Origin of the sequence: Limosilactobacillus viscerum, from assembly GCF_947387525.1 — a bacterium.
Lineage (GTDB): Bacteria > Bacillota > Bacilli > Lactobacillales > Lactobacillaceae > Limosilactobacillus > Limosilactobacillus viscerum.
This window is the reverse complement of sequence record NZ_CANDNW010000012.1, coordinates 1-19116: the sequence shown is the minus strand read 5'-3', so window position 1 is coordinate 19116 and position 19116 is coordinate 1. Positions and strand designations below refer to the sequence as shown.

20 protein-coding genes and 1 riboswitch are annotated in these 19116 nt (G+C 46.2%); of the genes, 5 read left to right on the top strand and 15 right to left on the bottom strand.

The window, feature by feature from the left end; genetic code table 11:
• The 6 genes from rsmD to QOS07_RS04870 form a co-directional block, all read right to left on the bottom strand.
• A complete protein-coding gene (gene rsmD, locus QOS07_RS04895) occupies window positions 1–564 on the bottom strand; it encodes a 16S rRNA (guanine(966)-N(2))-methyltransferase RsmD (protein ID WP_283587881.1) in 564 nt (187 codons plus the stop codon).
• On the bottom strand, window positions 561–845 hold the full coding sequence (locus QOS07_RS04890) for a YlbG family protein (protein ID WP_283587880.1): 285 nt from the start codon (window positions 843–845) through the stop codon (window positions 561–563). Before QOS07_RS04890 ends, rsmD begins: the two co-directional genes overlap by 4 nt.
• Window positions 845–2065, bottom strand: a complete 1221-nt coding sequence (locus tag QOS07_RS04885) for an FtsW/RodA/SpoVE family cell cycle protein (RefSeq protein ID WP_283587879.1) — start codon at window positions 2063–2065, stop codon at window positions 845–847. Before QOS07_RS04885 ends, QOS07_RS04890 begins: the two co-directional genes overlap by 1 nt.
• Window positions 2066–2277: 212 nt before the next feature.
• Entirely contained in the window at window positions 2278–4122 is a 1845-nt protein-coding gene (gene typA / locus QOS07_RS04880) for a translational GTPase TypA (RefSeq protein WP_283587878.1), read from the bottom strand.
• A 106-nt stretch (window positions 4123–4228) separates the two neighbouring features.
• Complete coding sequence (locus QOS07_RS04875; protein WP_283587877.1) at window positions 4229–4996, bottom strand: inositol monophosphatase family protein; 768 nt, start codon at window positions 4994–4996, stop codon at window positions 4229–4231.
• Between the two features lie 2 nt (window positions 4997–4998).
• Complete coding sequence (locus tag QOS07_RS04870) at window positions 4999–5283, bottom strand: UPF0223 family protein (protein WP_283587876.1); 285 nt, start codon at window positions 5281–5283, stop codon at window positions 4999–5001.
• Between the two features lie 165 nt (window positions 5284–5448).
• Between QOS07_RS04870 and def the strand changes: the two genes are divergently transcribed.
• Complete coding sequence (gene def / locus QOS07_RS04865) at window positions 5449–6009, top strand: peptide deformylase (RefSeq protein WP_283587875.1); 561 nt, start codon at window positions 5449–5451, stop codon at window positions 6007–6009.
• 130 nt (window positions 6010–6139) lie between these two features.
• Here def and QOS07_RS04860 read toward each other — a convergent pair whose 3' ends face one another.
• Window positions 6140–6598 (bottom strand): hypothetical protein, encoded by a 459-nt coding sequence (locus QOS07_RS04860; protein WP_283587874.1) that lies wholly within the window; start codon window positions 6596–6598, stop codon window positions 6140–6142.
• A gap of 141 nt (window positions 6599–6739) precedes the next feature.
• On the opposite strand from QOS07_RS04860, the gene QOS07_RS04855 reads away from it, so the two are divergent.
• Both QOS07_RS04855 and QOS07_RS04850 read left to right on the top strand, forming a co-directional pair.
• Window positions 6740–6952, top strand: a complete 213-nt coding sequence (locus QOS07_RS04855; RefSeq protein ID WP_283587873.1) for a DNA-directed RNA polymerase subunit epsilon — start codon at window positions 6740–6742, stop codon at window positions 6950–6952.
• A gap of 86 nt (window positions 6953–7038) precedes the next feature.
• Entirely contained in the window at window positions 7039–7977 is a 939-nt protein-coding gene (locus tag QOS07_RS04850) for a diacylglycerol/lipid kinase family protein (RefSeq protein ID WP_283587872.1), read from the top strand.
• A 77-nt stretch (window positions 7978–8054) separates the two neighbouring features.
• On the opposite strand, the gene QOS07_RS04845 is transcribed toward QOS07_RS04850, so the two are convergent.
• The 8 genes from QOS07_RS04845 to lysA all read right to left on the bottom strand — a co-directional run bounded on the left by QOS07_RS04845 (window position 8055) and on the right by lysA (window position 16081).
• Window positions 8055–8261 carry a hypothetical protein gene (locus QOS07_RS04845; RefSeq protein WP_283587871.1) on the bottom strand — a complete coding sequence of 69 codons (207 nt, stop codon included), beginning with the start codon at window positions 8259–8261 and terminating at the stop codon, window positions 8055–8057.
• 137 nt (window positions 8262–8398) lie between these two features.
• Complete coding sequence (locus QOS07_RS04840; RefSeq protein WP_283587870.1) at window positions 8399–9772, bottom strand: C40 family peptidase; 1374 nt, start codon at window positions 9770–9772, stop codon at window positions 8399–8401.
• Window positions 9773–9965: 193 nt separating this feature from the next.
• Window positions 9966–11144 (bottom strand): aminotransferase class I/II-fold pyridoxal phosphate-dependent enzyme, encoded by a 1179-nt coding sequence (locus QOS07_RS04835; protein WP_283587869.1) that lies wholly within the window; start codon window positions 11142–11144, stop codon window positions 9966–9968.
• An 11-nt stretch (window positions 11145–11155) separates the two neighbouring features.
• Window positions 11156–11935, bottom strand: coding sequence for a 4-hydroxy-tetrahydrodipicolinate reductase (gene dapB, locus QOS07_RS04830; protein ID WP_283587868.1), 780 nt, complete (start codon window positions 11933–11935; stop codon window positions 11156–11158).
• Between the two features lie 3 nt (window positions 11936–11938).
• Window positions 11939–12859, bottom strand: a complete 921-nt coding sequence (gene dapA, locus QOS07_RS04825) for a 4-hydroxy-tetrahydrodipicolinate synthase (protein WP_283587867.1) — start codon at window positions 12857–12859, stop codon at window positions 11939–11941.
• Between the two features lie 16 nt (window positions 12860–12875).
• The gene (locus QOS07_RS04820) at window positions 12876–14024 is read right to left on the bottom strand and encodes an N-acetyldiaminopimelate deacetylase (RefSeq protein WP_283587866.1); all 1149 of its coding nucleotides are present in this window, start codon (window positions 14022–14024) and stop codon (window positions 12876–12878) included.
• 1 nt (window position 14025) lies between these two features.
• Window positions 14026–14736 carry a 2,3,4,5-tetrahydropyridine-2,6-dicarboxylate N-acetyltransferase gene (gene dapD, locus QOS07_RS04815; RefSeq protein ID WP_283587865.1) on the bottom strand — a complete coding sequence of 237 codons (711 nt, stop codon included), beginning with the start codon at window positions 14734–14736 and terminating at the stop codon, window positions 14026–14028.
• Window positions 14737–14764: 28 nt separating this feature from the next.
• Complete coding sequence (gene lysA / locus QOS07_RS04810; protein WP_283587906.1) at window positions 14765–16081, bottom strand: diaminopimelate decarboxylase; 1317 nt, start codon at window positions 16079–16081, stop codon at window positions 14765–14767.
• Window positions 16082–16173: 92 nt separating this feature from the next.
• Window positions 16174–16359, bottom strand: a riboswitch (Lysine riboswitch).
• A 209-nt stretch (window positions 16360–16568) separates the two neighbouring features.
• Between lysA and QOS07_RS04805 the strand changes: the two genes are divergently transcribed.
• Together QOS07_RS04805 and dapF are read left to right on the top strand one after the other, a co-directional pair.
• Window positions 16569–17927 (top strand): aspartate kinase, encoded by a 1359-nt coding sequence (locus QOS07_RS04805; protein WP_283587864.1) that lies wholly within the window; start codon window positions 16569–16571, stop codon window positions 17925–17927.
• Window positions 17928–17939: 12 nt separating this feature from the next.
• The gene (dapF, locus tag QOS07_RS04800) at window positions 17940–18944 is read left to right on the top strand and encodes a diaminopimelate epimerase (protein ID WP_283587863.1); all 1005 of its coding nucleotides are present in this window, start codon (window positions 17940–17942) and stop codon (window positions 18942–18944) included.
• Window positions 18945–19116 lie beyond the last annotated feature (172 nt).

The following is a 19116-nucleotide window of genomic DNA, read 5'->3' as shown; positions in this document are numbered from 1 at the left end:
TTACTGCTCCTTCTTATAACGATAAATAGTTAGAAATGTTATACCATACGATTGCCGTTTAAGGAAGGAAAAACAATCCCAGTCTTCAAGTGGGAGCTTTGCCGTCTCATCCGTTTCAGCAACAATCAATGCCCCATCAGCGAGGAGTTTTTTTTCCGCCATGGCAGTCATATTTTTGACGATCTGTTGCTTAGCATAAGGTGGGTCAAGAAAAACGAGGTTAAACTGAAAGCCCTTCTTGGCCAAGACATTCAACGCCTTGACTGCATCCATCTTGAACACCTGAAATAACTCAGGATGCTTGGTAACCGCAATGTTCTTTTTAATTGTCTTGATTGCTTGGTACTGACGATCAATCAAAACTGCCTGGTCAATGCCACGGGAAACAGCCTCGACGCTTAAGCCACCACTGCCACCAAATAGGTCAAGGCTATTGCCACCATCAAAGTAAGGACCAATGATGTTAAACAATGCCTCTTTTACCTTATCCGTTGTTGGTCGCGTTGCCATTCCAGGAACAGCACTTAATCGGCGGCCACCAAATTTACCAGATACAATTCTCAATTTTTATCATCCTCATCGTGTAATTTGTAAACACCAGTCATCTCTAGGTCCGTTAAAGTCGAATCAAGGTCTGGACGGTAAGAGGGTTCAACTGTCCGCACAGCACGCAACTTTTTTACATGCTCCGTTACTTCGTCAATCTTCGCCTGATCAACATAGAGGACGACATAATGCATTCGCCGTGAGTAGTACCGAACCAAGCCATAGCGTCGGAGGCTCCTCACTGCTCGATTATTATTTACTCGGACGATTAGTGCCCGCCGTGGTGTTAATTCAAACATTACTTATCGCTCCCTTCAACTTGAACGAAGGGGTGTCCCATCTGAACCTGTTCCTTATTCTGCTGCATACTGATATTCATGATAATCCCCACCGCACTGGAAAGGACAAGCATACTAGAACCACCATAGGAGATGAATGGGAAAGTAACCCCCGTAATCGGCAAAATTCCTAGGACACCACCAATATTAAAGAAAGTTTCGACCATCATAAAGGTAGCAGTACCATAACAGATTAATGTCTGGTAAAGTGACCGGCTGCGGACACCGACCAAAATAATCCGGCAAATTAGGCAAAGAAGCAAGCCGAGAATGGCGGTTATCCCTAACAGTCCTAGCTCTTCACTAGTAATCGCCATAATAAAGTCCGTGTTCGGTTCAGGAAGGTATCCCATCTTCTGAATACTGTTTCCGAGACCAACACCAAACACACCACCGTTACTGATGGCATAATAAGAGTTTACCAGCTGGCTTCCTGAGCCACTGGCGTTCCCAAAGGGGTTCATAAAGGCAATAAACCGTTGCGCACGGTAGCCACCGTGGATTAGCCCGCTTTCAACTGCCTTTTCTAGTAAGAAGTAGCCAGCCGTCGGGAAAAAGATAATGGCACCAATTCCGTACCCCCATTTAATATCGCACGCTAACACCATCACAATAATAATTGAGGCATTGATAGCAAAGCCCCCTGTATCTGGCTGTGCAAGGATTAATAGCAGGAAAATCGCGGCAAAGACCAGTGGCCCAACCGCCGCACTTGAATCAAGGAAGTGGGTACCTCGTTGCCGGGCACGATCCATCCGGTCAGCCAAGTAAAGGATAAAGTAAAGCTTACAAAATTCAGCTGGCTGGAGGTTAATCGGCCCAAGAGACAGCCATCCCTTCGCACCATTAACCGCCCGTCCGACAATTAAGACAATTGCCAGGAGGAAAAACATAATAAAGGTTGAGTACTTTAGAAAACGGCGCGTTCGAAAATGGCGGAGGGAAAAATTAGCAAAGAATAAAACACAGCTAACTCCCAAGATTGCGTAGATGGCCTGCTTAACTAAGTAGCCAGTAGGACTACCCCCATTTTGCATTTCGATCCCCGCGCTTGATGAATAAACCATTACCACCCCTACCAGGCACAAAATAAGGTATGGCACAAGAAGGTAATAGTCACAATAACACATATCATGCCATACCCTCTTTAATGGTAACCGCCGGACTGATAACTTTTTCATTTAATAATTGCCACCTACCTAACCATTAAAAATACAGACCTCATTATAACATTATTAACCAGAGCTAATTAATTAAAAGCCCAACCGTCGATCCACGGTCAAACATTCGACACTAATAACACAAATGCCCTCCAGCATTCGGCAAAGAGCCCGAAAGCTGGAGGGCGATTATAACAGCAGGGCGTGAAAACTTTTCTCCCCCTACAATTTATTTACTTCCGTGTAGCAGCCTTACGACGCTTAGCAGCCTTTTCACGAGCATTCGTGTTCAAAATTTGCTTCCGTAAACGAATGTTTTCTGGCGTAACTTCACAGTATTCATCTTCATTCAAGAATTCAAGTGATTCTTCAAGTGAAAGGTGGGTAGGCGTCTTAATGTGGGCCATTTCATCAGAACCAGCCGCACGAACATTAGTCAGGTTCTTACCCTTGGTGATGTTAACAGTAATATCGTTTTCACGACTGTTTTCACCAACGATCATTCCTTCGTAAACTTCCGTACCTGGGTCAATCAGCAACTTACCACGACTTTCAATCCCCATCATGGCGTAAGTAGTAGCCTTACCGGCATTCATTGAAACCAGCGTACCCTTTTGACGACCAGGGTTCCAGTTCTTAATAACTGGTGCGTACTTTTCAAAGGTATGGCTCAAGATACCATAACCACGGGTCAAGGTCATGAATTCAGTGGAGTAACCAATTAAACCACGTGAAGGAACCAGGAAGATCAACCGTGTTTGACCGTTTTGTGAAGGCTCCATGTTCTTCATTTCACCCTTCCGCTTAGAAAGACTGTCAATGATTGAACCGGTGTATTCATCAGGAGTATCAACTTGGACTTCTTCGAATGGTTCGCACATGGTCCCATCGATTTCCCGGTAGATAACTTCTGGACGAGATACTGACAGTTCGTAGCCTTCACGGCGCATCGTTTCAATCAAGATTGAAAGGTGTAATTCACCACGACCAGAAACGGTCCAAGCACCTGGATCATCGGTATCTTCAACCTTCAGTGAAACATCAGTTTGCATTTCACGCTTCAGGCGGTCTTCAAGTTGACGGGCAGTAACGAACTTACCTTCCCGGCCAGCAAATGGTGAATCGTTAGTCCGGAAAGTCATCCGCAGTGTTGGTGGATCAATCCGCAGTGGTGTCAATGCTTCTGGATGTTCTGAGTCAGTGACGGTTTCACCAACGTTGATGTCTTCCATCCCGGAAACGGCGATTAAGTCACCAGCCTTGGCTTCTTGAATTTCCAACCGCTTCAGACCGAAGAAACCAAAGAGCTTGGTAACCCGGAAGTTCTTCTTAGTTCCATCAAGCTTCATCACGGTAACGGTGTCGCCAACCTTAATCTTACCGCGGAAGACCCGACCAATACCGATCCGGCCAACGAAGTCGTTGTAGTCCAGGATGGCAACTTGGAATTGAAGTGGTTCATCAGAGTTGTCAACTGGTGCAGGAATGGTCTTAATGATGGTATCAAACAGTGGCTTCATTGTGTGTTCCTGAGTAGAAATATCAGAATCATAACTTGAAGTACCATTCATCGCAGAAGTGTAGATAACTGGGAAGTCAAGTTGGTCTTCGTCAGCGCCTAATTCGATAAAGAGGTCCAACACTTCGTCAACTACTTCTTCTGGACGAGCACCTTTACGGTCAACCTTGTTGATAACAACGATTGGCGTCAAGTGTTGTTCAAGGGCCTTCTTCAAAACGAACCGGGTCTGTGGCATGGTACCTTCAAAGGCATCAACAACCAGCAGTACACCGTCAACCATCTTCATAACCCGTTCAACTTCACCACCGAAGTCAGCGTGGCCTGGTGTATCCAGGATGTTGATTTGGTAGTCACCGTACTTAACGGCCGTGTTCTTTGACAGGATAGTGATACCACGTTCACGTTCAATGGCGTTAGTATCCATCGCCCGGTCTTCAATTGAGAAGTGTTCTGGTAACGTATCAGATTGCTTTAACATTTCGTTAACCAGGGTTGTCTTACCGTGGTCAACGTGGGCAATAATCGCGATGTTGCGAATGTCGTCACGTGTTTTCAAAGTTTGATTCTTCCTTTCATTACTATCATTTTCCTGGATAAGTATACACTCATTCGGGGTTGATTTCATAAAAAAACTGTGACTTATTTTGTCACAGCTTTAACAATTAACCAATTATCTTAGCGATATCTTGGCTAGCTTGTCTTGTAGCTATCAATACAAGGTTAGATGATAGCACATCTGGAGTGGTCCCGTCAATTGATTTGACAACCAGTCCTAATTCCTCTGCCATCGCCCTTCCTGCAGCTAAGTCCCACGGCTTCAGGTGGGAAACATAACCGACTAATTCACCAGTAATCATACCGATCATTTCCATGGCCGCACTGCCGTACATCCGCAAGCCACTTGCGGACTCCGCCACAGCGGGTAGGTGATATTCATTTTCCAGGATTAATGGACTGCTAATTGCGATTAGGCCGTCACGCAGGTCAAGGTTACCCGGTGCTTCAATTTTCTGGTCATCAACATAAACGCCCCGACCAGGTCCGCCATGATATAAACGGCTATTCTTGCTATCCATGATGTAACCGAGGGTCGGTTGACCATCAATATAAAGTGCCAGCATAATTCCAAAATAGTTGCGCTGCTTAACAAAGTTTAACGTTCCATCAATTGGGTCAACAATCCAGACGTGCCCCGCTACGTCCTTGATGTCCCTAGTGCCCAATCCTTCTTCACTCAAAATTTGGCAGTCCGGATCGACCCGCCGCAGGTAGTCATCAATGTATTGCTCATTTTCTTTATCAACTGAAGTAACCAGGTCATTAAAGTGGGTCTTAGTTGCAACCTGGTATGGTTCATTCATCCGGCTAAGTGTCCGTTCATTAACCGTCTTCATCAATTTAATAATCTTACTGTCTAATTCATCAATCACTGTTAATCGCCAACCATCTTTATTGTCTTACTTGCAGAATTCTGCGCTAATTTCACTAGCGGGTAAAATTCGTAGCCTGACGCATCAGCAAACTGCCGGCCGAGCCTTTTCTCACCCATTTTGCTTCCAGCAACGCCTTGAAAGGCACGGTAGCAACTAAGGAACTTATCCCGACTAATGCCCACCTCATAGGCATCTTCAACCGCCCGGAAGAAGTTAATAACAGTTGTTATCTCATCAGTCGTCCATTCAGGGTCCAGCGGGTATGAATAAGTTTGGTTTTTCATCTTTGATCCCCCACATCCGTTTCTGACCTTATTATACCCTGCTCGTTTTAAATTAGCGACACTTATGGCAAAGTCGCTGATTACTGGATCATTTGATTATTCTTCCTTATCATCACACTGGTATGGTAGACTATTATGTGATTAAGCTTATTTGGAGGCGGAAACATGTATTTAATGAAAGATATTGTCCGCGACGGTGACCCCGTCTTACGTAAGCGGGCAGCAAAAGTTGAATTCCCACTCTCTGATGAGGACCAGGAATTAGCTAAAAAAATGATGGAATACCTGGAAGTAAGTCAGGATCCAGAATTGTGTGAAAAATATAAGCTGCGGGCCGGTGTTGGACTGGCGGCACCGCAAGTTGGCGTGTCAAAGCAAATGGCAGCGGTCCTTGTTCCACCAACGGAAGAAGGCGGCGATCCAGAATTTAAGGACGTAATTATTAACCCGGTAATCGTCAGCGAATCTGTCCAGTACGGTGCCCTGACAGAAGGTGAAGGGTGTCTTTCAGTCGATAAAGATGTACCCGGCTACGTTCCCCGTCATGACCGGATCACTTTGCGCTACCAAGACACGAAGGGTGAGACACATAAGGTTCGCTTAAAGAACTACCCCGCCATTGTCTGCCAGCATGAAATTGACCACTTACATGGTGTCTTATTCTACGACCACATTAACAAGAAGCAACCGTTCGAAGCACCTGCTGATACAATCATGATTAGCTAAGGCCTTTGCTATCTTAAAAAATGAGACTGGGAAAAATAATTTTCCCCAGTCTCATTTTTATACCACATAATAGTCATCCAAAATATTTTCTCCAGCAATTAACCAAATCACCAAACCTTTCCGGCTCACTTTACTGATGGTCAATTCGTTTTAAATCGGCAACATATTCCTTGGTTGCCTCATTTAACAGGTAGGCAACATCAATGTGTTGGACTTTCTCGTATTGCCACCAATCCGTTACCACAAAGGTTGCCTTACTTCCTTCCGCGGTCGCTAGCTGGTGTTCTTGTGCATAATCATTTAGTGCCGTATTAAGCTGGTCGCGGGTTAACGGGCCCACATCTTCCTGGGGAAAATGATACTCAAATGCTAAGACCCCTTTTCCCCATACATCGGCAACCAGTTGCGAACCCACCTTTTTATTCCAACCCAGGATACCCTGAAGGCTCTGGTTAACCGCCGTATCGGTTGTTTGTTGGGCGCTGTTCCGCAGCATGATCGTTGCCCGTTTAATGAGCATCCGGTGGACAATTGCATATAGGCCGGCAACTAGGATCACCGCAATTAGACAGATCCAAAAAATTTTCATTTACTTACACCCCGTTTGGTTCTTTCTTAAATTAATAATACCATGTTGGTAAATCTTAAGACAGCCAAACAGAGATGTGCTAAAATAGTTTAAGTAAATCACTGAAAATAACATCTTTATTATTAAGGAGTTTTTAGTAGAATGACTTTTAAAGTATATTTCCAACCAGATGACACTAAACGGCCTGTACGGGAAAACACCCAATCAATTTACATTGAAGCTGATTCAGAGGCAGAAGCGCTGCTGATGGTTGAACATAACACTAATTACAACGTTGAATATGTTGAACAGCTCGATGAAAAGGCCCTTGAATACGAAAAGCAAAATCCTAACTTTAAAATTACTACTTTCTAAATTAGGACCATCAACAACCGGGATTTTTAATTCCGGTTGTTTTAGTAAACCAACACTTTGGGCAAGTAGATAGAGGAACATCACTTATGCACTATTCAGTTATCCTTAACCCAACCGCTAGTAACGGCCATGCAAAAGAAGTTTGGGGCTCAATTAAACAACAATTCGAACAGGCAGGAGTCGATTTTGACCTGCAAACAACCAAGAAGGCCGCTGATGCCGAGTATTTTACCCGGCGCCTTTGCCAACAACGGCGAGCAAGCAACACGACGGTCGTGGTTGTCGGTGGTGACGGGACGCTTCATGATGTGCTAAACGGTTTAGAAAAGGCCGCCCGCTCGCTGCAAAAAGAGCTATTGCCACTTGCATATATTCCTACAAGTAATTTGAGCCGCTTTGCCCAAGCCTACGGAATCTCGCTTGACCCGAACAAGGCATTGCAACAAGTTCTTGGGGCAAGTCAAGTTGAAAAGGTGATCGTTGGCCACTGTAATGATGCAATTAAGAACCAACATGGCTACTTCTTAAACAGCATCGGGATTGGCTTTGATGCGGCACTGCTTAGTCATAGCCGGAAAGCAAAGCGGCGTAAGAAGTTTCGCTGGCGGCGGTTTAGCTTTCTTTCCCATGCCCTATCCGTCATCTACGACCAGCAACCATTCCAATTAATGGTTACCCAGCAACAGCACCGCTTTTTATACCCGAAAGCATACATTGTCCTGATCGCTAACCACCCTTACCTTGACTGTGGCGTAAAGTTGTCCTCAGCCAACAACCTTACCCAGCCATCACTAGAGCTGTTAACCGTTGAACGGCGGGGATGGCCAATTACATTCTGGCAGCTATTACAACTATACCGGGGAAAGTTAGGGCAATCACGGTTTGCTAACCACCTGACTGCTAATAACCTCCACCTCACAACGACATCGCTTGAATTTAGCCAAACCGATGGGGAGGACCAGGGAAACCGGTTCATTGATATTACGGTCGACGTGACTACCTACCCGTTCCGTGAGTTGCATTAGGGCAACCAAAAAAGCGTGTCAGTGATAAGCTTAAAAACTAGCTTACCACTGACACGCTTTTTTGAATTCATCAATGTTTAGTCCTCAGAAGCTTCCATCGCTTCTAAGATCACCCGTAACTGACTGCATTCTTCACGTAATGACTGCATCTCACTGCCACAGGTGGGGTTAATTGTTACCGTTTGATTATCATAAGCATGGCTGCTACATTCCGTTTGGCATAGATCTGCTAAGCGCGATTCAGCCTGTGCTAATTCTTCTTCGATTTCGTGCTTATTACTCACTTTAAACACTCCCTAGGTTAGTTAATATTTAAAGCAATTAAAATTGCATATTGCTAAAATAGCACGAAAGCGGCCAAAAGTTAACCCCGTTATCGTTACAAGTCAGTTACTTTCTGATGAAAGAATTCTCATTAAACCTACTTAACCGTCCCGGCAAAGCTTGGTGCAAAGTATGGGCTTAACGTGTAAATTGAAACGTTTGTCCCTGGTCTTGCCGCTGCCGCATACTGGTTATTACCAGTATAAATTGCAACGTGGTAAGTGCTACCATGGTTCCCCCAGAAGAGAATGTCTCCTGGTTGGGCTTCACTAACGGGGTGTTGGTTAACATAGCTTTCCAATGCAACTGAATTATGTGGTAACTGCTTATTTTCTGCGTTGGCATAAACATAGTCAACGAAACCAGAACAGTCCATCCCGCTAAGGCTATTACCACCCCAAACATACGGAACGCTGTTAGAGTTAGCAATCTTGGTTGCTAAACTAACTACGGAACCTGTTTGAAGGTCAGAACTAGGAGTAGTCGTAGTTGGGGTTTGTGGTGCCGTTGCCGGTTGGGTTGGTTGTGCAGGCTGGGTTGGCTGCTGTGTAGTAGTAGTCTGGCCGGTAGTCGGTAGCTGGTTATCAACACTTGCACCATTATTATTTGCGGGTGCCGTGCTTTGCTGTGGCTCAGTTACGGCAGTTTGTCCCTGCTGGCTGGTTGTATTATTAACCGGTTGGGAATCAATGTTAGGCGTGCTAGTTGCCACACCAGTGGATTGACCCTGGCCATTATTCGTCACTGGCACACTTACCGGTTGCTGGTTCCCGCTTACGGGTTGGGAATCAGCCGTTTCCTGAAGATTATTGTTAGCAACTGGCGTCCCCTGGTAACTAACCGTTTCCTGCGTTGCAACATCTGGAGTAGCAGTATTATAAGCTGCCGCATTTTCTTCCGTCGTTGTTGGAACTTGGCTTACGTAAACATTTGACTGTGTAGTTTGGTTGACCGGACTAGTAGTTGCTTGTACCGGCGACTGGTTAGTCTGGCTGGCATTTTCATTAACTACGGACGTCTGCTGACCATTAACAACCAATTGTTGATCCGCTTGAAGCTGACCATTGCTCAGTTGATTCCACTGTGCCAGCTGGCTAGTAGTTACACCAAACTGTTGGGCAACGCCACTTAAGGTATCCCCACTTTGGACGGTGTAAGTTGAAGCCGTGTTAGTTCCCTGCGAAGTCGAAGCAGTAGTTTGACCATGCCCATCAGGGAGAGTTAACTTTTGCCCTACCTGGATGAGGTCAATGCTGTTACTAATCTTCTTAATCGTCGTTGGGTTAGCATCTTCAACTGCTTTCGTTGTTAAACCATGCTGTTGCGCTATCCCCCAGACAGTATCACCGGGCTTAACGGTAACCTGACTAGCTGAGGCCGCTTGGGTGGTGAGGGTTAATAACCCTAATGCCCCCAGAGTCCCCACAACCGCATGGCCTACCTGGTGACTTTGCTTTGTTTTCTTAACCATTCGAGAACGCACCTTCTTAATATATAAATAAAAACAAACAATGAAACAAAATAGCTGGATTAAGTCGACCGATTGACCGGCCTAGTCCTACAATTTTAATATTCAAAATAGCGAACAATTGGTTGGTTTTAAAAAATAAAAGAGACTCGTAAACACGGTGTAAAGCCTTACAGAGCCTCTTTAAATTAAAATATTAATTTTTCATAAAATCTGCGAGGCGGTCAATTGCTAGGTCAATATTTTGGTCGGCGGCGGCGTATGACAAACGAATATGCCCTTCACCACCAGGTCCAAAGGCGCTTCCTGGAATAACACCAACCTTTGCTTTGCGGGCCAGTTCACGGGCAAACTTAAAGTCGTCATCCCCGTATTTTGCCGGAATCTTCGCAAAGAGGTAGAAAGCACCGTCAGGAACGGCAATCTCAAAGCCCATCTTCCTCATTGCACTAGCGAGACGGTCCCGCCGCTGTTGGTAGTGCTGCCGAAATTCTACCGGGTCATCTTGACCATTAGTCAATGCCTCCAGTGCCGCAGCCTGGGCGGTATCGTTAGCACAGGTAACCATAAACGAGTGCATCTTTGAAACCTGGTCGACAACTTCGGCCGGCGCTGCTAAGTATCCCAGGCGGTAGCCAGTCATCGCATGTGACTTAGAGAAGCCATTGATTAAAACCGTTTGGTCAGGAACTAGGCTTGCGAGCGAGGTAAACGGCTGGTCATAAACTAACTCACTATAGATTTCATCAACAATGGCAAGCAACTGGTGGTCCTTAATCACCTTTGCCAAAGCAGTCAATTCTGCCCGTGAATAGGTACGACCAGTAGGATTATTAGGATAATTCAAGACCACTGCTTTAACCTGGTCACCATACTTTGCCAGTTCTTCCTCTAGCCGGTCTGCAGTTAATAAGAATCCTTGTGCAGCGGTATTAACGGTGACTGGCTCGGCACCGGTTAGCGATACACTTGGGAAGTATAGTGAAAATATTGGGGTCGGCACGATTACCTTGTCACCCGGGTTAAGGAGGGCAAAAGTGGTGGCAGTAATTGCTTCAGTACCGCCAACCGTAACAATAATTTCCTTTTCCGGGTCATAACTAACCCCCCGGGTCCGCTGTAAGTACGCACTAATTGCTTGCCGTAATTCAATCGTCCCCCGGCTAGCCGAATAATGCGAGTCATTATCCTCAATACTCTTCTCTGCTGCCCGTTTAACGTGGTCCGGAACGTTAAAATCAGGTTCACCTAACGTTAACTTAACGAGTCCCGGAATCGCCGAAATTTCATCATCAAAAGCCCGTATTTGTGCTGGTGGCAAACTATTTACACGGTCATTGACAATCGACCACATGCTGTTTGGCAGGGTTGGCATCTAATCACTCCTTACAAGATATTTTCAAGCCCAACGACTAATTTATTGAGGTCTAGCACCTTGTCGAGTGCTACCTTAACCCCACTCATAAATGATTGACGGTCAAACGAATCTTGCCGAATTGTCAGGGCTTCACCGGCCCCACCAAACAGTACTTGTTCGTGGGCAATATAACCCGGCAGGCGGACCGAATGAATCTTAATGCCATGGTAGTCACCACCACGAACATTAGCCAAGGTTGCCACTTCATCGGGGCTACTCTCATGATTTGGCCGTACCTGGTCGATTAATTTGGCAGTACTCAGGGCCGTTCCGGAAGGGGCATCCTTCTTATCAGCATGGTGCATTTCAATGATTTCAACATCAGGGAAATACTTTGCCGCTTCCTTAGCAAACTTCATCAACAAGACAGCGGACATCCCAAAGTTAGGAGCAATCAGCCCGCCTAGTTGGCGGTCCTTGCTCTCCTTAATCAGCGCGGCCTCTTGTTCATCAGTCAGACCAGTTGTCCCCACCACTGGAGCAAAGCCATGTTCAATCGCAAAATGAACATTATCATAAACCGCCGCAGGAACGGTAAAATCAACCCAAATGTCAGCAATTCCTTCCTGAACCTGGTCTAGTTGGTGGTAAATCTTAACGTCCGGGCGAAGATGATACTGGTCCCGTTGGTCATCCGTCAGGCTTGGTGCTAATACCGCAGTTAATTCAACATCTGGCAAACCATTGACCAGTGCCACGGCCTTTTGTCCCATTACACCGGCAGCACCAGCAATTAAAACTTTCTTCATTATTTATTCCCCCAAATTCAGTGGTAATTGCTTATTCAATAACTTATCAGCAGGCAGGTCCAGGGCACTAGCCAGTGACCGTTGTTCATCCTCATTTAGTGGCAGGATCGGTAAACGACAACTACCGGTACTAAAGCCCTGAGCATTTAATACCGCCTTAACAGGTGATGGTGACGGGTACATGAATAGTGCCGCCATCTTAGGAGTCAACCACCGTTGCAACCGCCCGGCAGTTTGATAGTCACCATCGTAAAGAGCATCGTACATCTGCCGCATTTGTGGTGCGTAACTGTGCGAAGCAACCGAAATTACCCCGTTGGCACCAAGTACCCGGGCTGTCAATGCCTGTGCATCTTCACCAGTAAAGACAGCAAAACCCTTATCCTTATTTTCAATGATTTCTTCCATTTCTTCAAGAGAAGCACATTGCTTAACAGCAGCAATATTCTGGTGGTGGGACAACTTAATGATCGTCGATGCTTCCATCTTTACACCGGTCCGTCCAGGAATGTTGTACATCACAATTGGCATCTTTACTTGGTCCGCCACGGTAGTAAAGTGAGCCACCATCCCTCGTTGGTTGGGCTTATTGTATGGTGGAACAACAACTAATGCATAGTCAATTCCGGGAATTTGCGCAACCTCATTCGTGAACGCAATTGTTTCCGCCGTGTTATTACTACCGGTTCCTGCAATCACCGGTACCCGACCATCAACAATCTTGCCAAATTTTTGGTAAAGCTTGATCTTCTCATCATGGCTCAAGGTTGGAGTTTCACCAGTGGTTCCGCCGATCACAAAGCCATTACTCCCCTGGTCAATCAAGTAGTTAGTCAGCTTCTTGAGGCTGGCAAAGTCAATTTGTCCCGCATCATCAAATGGCGTCACAATTGCTGTCAATAAGTCTGCATCTGCTAATCTCATTTCTATTCCTCCATGCCTAATTATTCATCCGTGCTTCCATGAAACCGGTAATCGCATCAACGCCCCGCTTAATTGCGGATTCTTTTGGCGTTAAAGTTGCGGAGTGAAGCTGTGAATCATCATCAACCCCAAGCCAGAACATTGTTCCCGGGAACTTTGCCAATAAGAAGCCGAAGTCCTCGCCAGTCATTGCCGGAGCCGTCTCAATAAAGTTAACCCCTGCTGCCTGTTTCATGTAGTCAATAAAGAACTTTGTCAATTCCGGACTATTTTCCACCGGCCAGTAGCCACCCTGGTTGAGTTCAAGCTTTACATCCATATTAAAGCTCCGGCCAATCCCTTCACAGATATCCGTTAAGCGACCATCAATCTTTTCAATCATCTTCTGGGTAAGGCCCCGAATAGTTCCTTCAATCCGGGTATGGCCAGCAATCACGTTGCGGATTTCACCACCACGAATTTTGCCAAGGGTAATGACACCACTATGAATCGGGTCAATACTCCGCGAGATAACTGTTTGTACCTGCATAATCAGGGCCGCTGCTGCTATCACCGTATCATTAGCGTCCTGGGGGTAGGCCGCGTGACCGCCCTTCCCCAGCAAGTCGATGTTTACTTCCGTCGTTCCAGCAAATAATGTTCCCATCCGACAACCAATTGCTCCTGCTGGTAAGTCCGGATTGTCATGCAAGCCGTAGAACTCATCTGGACGCCACTTGCCAGTAAAGAGGCCGTCTTCATAAGCCCGCTTGCCACCATAATCACTTTCTTCTGCCGGTTGGAAGAAGAAAAGGAGGTTATCCTTTGGCTGGTGTTCACTAAAGTAGTTAAGCACTCCGAGGGCGACCGTCATGTGGATGTCATGACCACAGGCATGCATCACACCGGGGTGCTGGGACCGATACGGGAGTCCCGTTTTTTCTTCAACTGGCAAGGCATCGATATCCGTCCGGTAGCCGATTGTCCGCTGGGGATTGGTCCCCTTCACCAGGACAAATAGTGACGTTGGCAATTCTTGTGGTTCACGAATCTCCAAAAAATCCTGGTTAAAACTCTTCACTACCTTTAATAGGTAGGCATGCGTCTCTGTCTCATGAAGTGCTAACTCCGGGATCTGGTGGAGGTGGCGCCGAATCTCAATTAAATTCTCTTCTGATAAAACCATCTTATAGCTTCCTCAAATCGTCTTCTAGTGCTGTCTTATCGCTAGTTTGCTGGTCAACATTCTTAATGAACTTAGCGGGAACGCCAGCAACCATCGTGTGTGGTGCAACGTCATGGGTTACAATTGCGCCGGCCGCAACAACCGCCCCTTCACCGACGTGGACACCCTCAATAACGACAGCGTTAGCACCAATCAACACATTATCATCAATACGGACTGGCTGGGCGCTAGCTGGTTCAACTACCCCGGCAAGAACAGTTCCAGCACCAATATGACAGTGTTTACCGACAATTGCCCGGCCACCAAGGACCGCTCCCATGTCGATCATTGAATCTGCACCGATTTCAGCACCAATGTTGATAATGGCACCCATCATTACAACTGCGTTATCGCCAATCAACACCTTATCACGGATGATTGCACCTGGTTCAATCCGTGCATTGATTTCCTTTAGGTTGAGCAATGGTACCGCTGAGTTACGAGCATCGTTTTCAATGTGGTAGTCTTCAATTACATCCTGATTATCATCAAGAAATGGCTTTACTACCGACCAGTCACCATAGATTGTCGCCGTCTTATCTTCTGGAAAGGCCTGGATTCCTTCGGGGAAGCTAAGGCTAGTGATATTTCCCTTTAGGATTACCTTTACGGGTGTCTTCTTTGGTGCATTGCCAATGTAGTTAATAATTGCTTGTGCGTCTAATTTTGCCATTAAAAAAACCTCTTTCTACCTATTTATATTACTTATATTCTTCATATGGTTGGTCCAGGTGAACCAGATCTTCGTAACTTTCCCGTTTGATCACTACTTGGGAATGACCATTTTCAGCGAAGACAACTGCCGGCCGCGGGTTACGGTTATAGTTGGAGGCCATTGCGTAACCATATGCTCCCGTGTCAAGCATTGCCAATAAGTCACTCGGCTTAGTAGCGGGCAATGCTTGGTCCTGGCTTAAGATGTCACCAGATTCACAGTACTTACCGGCCAGGCGAACATGTTCCTTTAGTGGCGCATGAGGGTCACTGGCCAGTACGGTTTCATACTGAGCTTGGTAAAGAGCGGGCCGAATGTTATCACCCATCCCCCCATCAACGGTTACATATGGTTTCAAACCGGGTAAGTCTTTGCGCGAACCAACCGTATACAGGTTGTACCCCGCGGGACCAGCAATTGACCGTCCTGGTTCAATCCAGATTGCGGGCGTCCCGAGGTCAGTCGTGGCAACGGCCTGCTTGATTGCCTTGATAATTGCATCAACGAATTCTTCCGGCCGTAATGGCTGGTCACTCTTAACATAGCGAATTCCAAACCCGCCACCAACATTAATTACCTTGGCCTGGTAGCCAAATTTCTTTTGCCAGTGGTCAGCAACTGCGACCAGCTTATTGGCGACACCCTCAAAACCGGCAACTTCAAAAATTTGGGAACCGATGTGAGCATGGAGCCCGATCATCTTCATCCGGGGGTTGGCTAAGACCTTTTCTAGTGCTTCATCTGCCTGACCTGATTCCAGGTCAAAGCCAAACTTACTATCAACCTGCCCCGTTTGAATATACTTATTTGTGTGCGCTGAAATTCCCGGCGTAATCCGTAGCATTACGTTGACGTTTGCATCGAGTTCATCAAGGACCTGCCCAAGTAGGTCAATTTCATGGAAATTATCAATTACTACCACACCAATGTGGTTTTTAACCGCCATTACCAGCTCGTCATAAGACTTGTTATTTCCGTGGAAGCTAGCTTTTGCCAGTGGGAACCCCGCCTTCAGTGCGGTGTACATCTCCCCACCAGAAACAACATCAACATGTGCACCTTCCTGATTAACTACCTGGTACATTGCTACCGCCGCAAAGGCCTTGCTGGCATATGAGACCGCATAATCAACTTGGTTCTTTTCAAAGACCCGCTTGAATGCACGAATTTGGTCCCGAATTTGACTTACATCATAAACAACAAGGGGAGTTCCATATTCCTTTGCCAGATCAACCGCATCACAACCACCGATTAGCAGGTGACCTTCCGCATTAATTTGATCTGCTGAAATTTGCTCATTCATCATCAATTCCTCCAATTCAGTTCCGGGGAAGTCGACCAATAAAAAAATCCACTATTTGCGCAAAACAAATAGTGGATGTCAAATATCCATTTCATTGTCGATAGCGCAACGTAGGCTCAATATTCGTCCTACGACAGTCCGTGACTTATTCAATCACGCCCCAGCTAGCCTAACCGCTGCCCGGTTAAGTGCTTCGGCAACCGCCCTGTTCAACAAAGATCATCATCCGGCAGAAACTCCATCTGCATACTAGTGTTGGCTGCGCCTCTTCGATTTGTATTAAGCTTATAAAAAATGCATGAGAAAGTCAATAGCAAAATTAATCTACTATGATTAACTTTAATTTTGACATTCGAGGTAAAACGTTTATCCTCGACCTTTTTTATACCTTCCGACTTGCAACTTCCGGTAAACATGTTAGAATTCGATTAAAATTATTTGCGGAAAATTAGCAAAGTTGGCGTTTTCCAGAAGGAGTGCTTAAAAAATGAAAGTTGTTAAGTTTGGTGGATCATCCCTCGCCGATGGTCAACATTTTGCCCAAGCCATTAATATAATTACGGCCGACCCCCAACGACGGGTAATCGTTACTTCGGCACCTGGAAAAAGAAATTCCGATGACATTAAGGTAACCGACCTTCTAATTCGCTATGCCAAGCAGGTGTTGGCCAACGAAGACTACCAGGAAACGGTTGACCAGATCATTGACCGCTACACAGCGATTGCAAACTACTTCGATGTTCCTAGTGAAAAGCTTCAGCCATTAGTTGACCGGCTAAAGGAATTACCGTCCTGGCGCTTTCCTAATGATAGCTACCTGATGGCTGCATTCAAGGCTCATGGTGAACACCTAAATGCTAACTTAATGGCAATTGTTCTCCAGCAGCTTGGTTACGAAGCCCGGTTCGTTACCCCGGAAGAAGCTGGTATCCGTGTTACCGGGACCCCGAATAACGCTACCGTTACTCCGGAAACTTATACCCTCCTCGATCATTTTTCATTTAATGACAGCGAACTACTGGTTTTCCCCGGCTTCTATGGGATAACATTAGCGGGTCATATTGCTACTTTCTCCCGTGGAGGTTCTGACATCACCGGTGCGATCCTTGCCCGGGGGCTGCATGCCGACCTGTACGAAAACTTCACCGACGTAGATGCAATTTATGCTGCCAACCCCCAGGTGGTTGACCACCCACAAGCAATTTCAAAGATGACTTACCGGGAAATGCGGGAACTTTCTTATGCCGGTTTCTCCGTCTTCCATGATGAAGCACTAATCCCGGCAATCCAGGGTAACGTCCCAATTAACGTTAAAAACACCCAACACCCGGAAAAGCCTGGTACCCTAATCGTTCCTGACAAGGGCTTCCAGCCAGCCGATATTGTGACCGGGGTTGTTAGTGGTAAGCACTTTGCCGCGATCTACCTGCACAAATACCTGTTAAACAAGGAGGCTGGTTTTACCCTGCGGATTTTGAACATTCTTGCCCGTCATGATATTTCTTATGAGCACATGCCATCAGGGATTGATGACATTACCATCATCCTTGATAAGAACCAGATCGATGACGAAATGGTTGACGTGATTTGTAACGAAATTCAGGAAGAAATTAACCCTGACCAGCTGGAATGGATCGATAACTATGCGATCACGATGGTTGTTGGTGAAGGAATGCGCAACCGTACAGGCGTAATCAATGATATCCTAGAACCACTGACGGAAGAAAATATCGCGGTCCCAATCATTAACCAGGGTGCTTCCCGTATCTCGATTATGATTGGAACCTACGTTAAGGATGCGGATAAGGCCGTTCAGGCAATCTACCACCGCTTTTTCGCAAATTAGGAGGAAATTAAAATGGTGCAATTATTAAAGGTTCACGGCTCACAAAATTGCTTTTTTATCCTGGACCAAACTAAACTCAAGCAGGAATTAAGTGACGATGAGCTCCGTCAACTAACTACCCAAATTACAGACCAGGAGACTGGCCTGCTGGGCGGGGCGGACGGCGTGTTAGTCGTCAACCATCCCATCCGCAAGGGTGCGGTCGCCCAAATGCGGGTAATTAATGCTGACGGAAGTGAAGCGTCGATGTGTGGTAATGGTTTGCGGACAGTTGCGCGTTATGTTGCTGAACGTGACCACCTGACCGACTTCAAGGTCGACACCATGAATGCTGGTCTCCAGGTTCGCAAGGAAGCCGACTTTGCTGACCATGTTCCTGCATTTGCAGTTGAAATTTCCCCGGTTCGCTTTAATAAGGAGGCACTTCCCTTTGACCACCTTGGCCATGACCGTTTGCTTGGGACAATGGTTCCTGAACTGGCTCCCCAGCTTACCTTTTCCGCAATTGCGGTACCTAACCCGCACCTAATCAGTTTCGTGAGCCAGAAGGTAATCGAAGGACCACTGTTAGGCAAGCTTGGTCCATACTTAAATGGCGACAACCCCTACTTTAGTGATGGGGTCAATATTAACTTCGCCCAGATTCTCGGGCCAAACAAGCTCTTTGTTCGGACATTTGAACGGGGGGTTGGTTTTACAAACGCCTGCGGTACCGGGATGTCCGCAACCACGCTTGCTTTTGTCCTCCTCCACGGAGACCAAGCAGCCTTTGATGAACCGGTCACGGTTTATAATCCAGGTGGGATGGTCAAAACAATTGCCCACTTTACTGATGGCCGGTACTGGGTTGAATTAGTGGGGAACGCCACCTTCACGCACCAAATCACGGTAGCGGAAGAAGCGCTCCACCGTGGCCAGGTAACGGCTGACAATAGCCAGGTAAGCTCAACTGGCGAGCAGGAAGCATATGAGCAATTCATCCAGGACTTACCAACCTTCAACTTAAGCGTCAAGTAATGATTAAAAGCAAATTTCACAAAGCTAAGTTAGGTCTGTAAAATTTGCTTTTTTCGCGATATTTATAAATTAGAAACCAAAAGAGGAGGCTGGGAAAAAACTCCTAGTCCAAAATAAAAACCGGATGATGAATTTTTTGAACAATTCATCATCCGGTTTTTATGTACACAGG

Coding starts and splice junctions, on each gene's coding strand:
- dapA (WP_283587867.1), bottom strand. CDS start 12,859: ATGAGATTAGCAGATGCAGACTTATTGACAGCAATTGTGACGCCATTT.
- dapB (WP_283587868.1), bottom strand. CDS start 11,935: ATGAAGAAAGTTTTAATTGCTGGTGCTGCCGGTGTAATGGGACAAAAG.
- QOS07_RS04890 (WP_283587880.1), bottom strand. CDS start 845: ATGTTTGAATTAACACCACGGCGGGCACTAATCGTCCGAGTAAATAAT.
- QOS07_RS04855 (WP_283587873.1), top strand. CDS start 6,740: ATGACTTTTAAAGTATATTTCCAACCAGATGACACTAAACGGCCTGTA.
- QOS07_RS04835 (WP_283587869.1), bottom strand. CDS start 11,144: ATGCCAACCCTGCCAAACAGCATGTGGTCGATTGTCAATGACCGTGTA.
- def (WP_283587875.1), top strand. CDS start 5,449: ATGTATTTAATGAAAGATATTGTCCGCGACGGTGACCCCGTCTTACGT.
- QOS07_RS04870 (WP_283587876.1), bottom strand. CDS start 5,283: ATGAAAAACCAAACTTATTCATACCCGCTGGACCCTGAATGGACGACT.
- QOS07_RS04885 (WP_283587879.1), bottom strand. CDS start 2,065: ATGAAAAAGTTATCAGTCCGGCGGTTACCATTAAAGAGGGTATGGCAT.
- dapF (WP_283587863.1), top strand. CDS start 17,940: ATGGTGCAATTATTAAAGGTTCACGGCTCACAAAATTGCTTTTTTATC.
- QOS07_RS04840 (WP_283587870.1), bottom strand. CDS start 9,772: ATGGTTAAGAAAACAAAGCAAAGTCACCAGGTAGGCCATGCGGTTGTG.
- lysA (WP_283587906.1), bottom strand. CDS start 16,081: ATGAATGAGCAAATTTCAGCAGATCAAATTAATGCGGAAGGTCACCTG.
- QOS07_RS04820 (WP_283587866.1), bottom strand. CDS start 14,024: ATGGTTTTATCAGAAGAGAATTTAATTGAGATTCGGCGCCACCTCCAC.
- QOS07_RS04805 (WP_283587864.1), top strand. CDS start 16,569: ATGAAAGTTGTTAAGTTTGGTGGATCATCCCTCGCCGATGGTCAACAT.
- QOS07_RS04850 (WP_283587872.1), top strand. CDS start 7,039: ATGCACTATTCAGTTATCCTTAACCCAACCGCTAGTAACGGCCATGCA.
- dapD (WP_283587865.1), bottom strand. CDS start 14,736: ATGGCAAAATTAGACGCACAAGCAATTATTAACTACATTGGCAATGCA.
- QOS07_RS04860 (WP_283587874.1), bottom strand. CDS start 6,598: ATGAAAATTTTTTGGATCTGTCTAATTGCGGTGATCCTAGTTGCCGGC.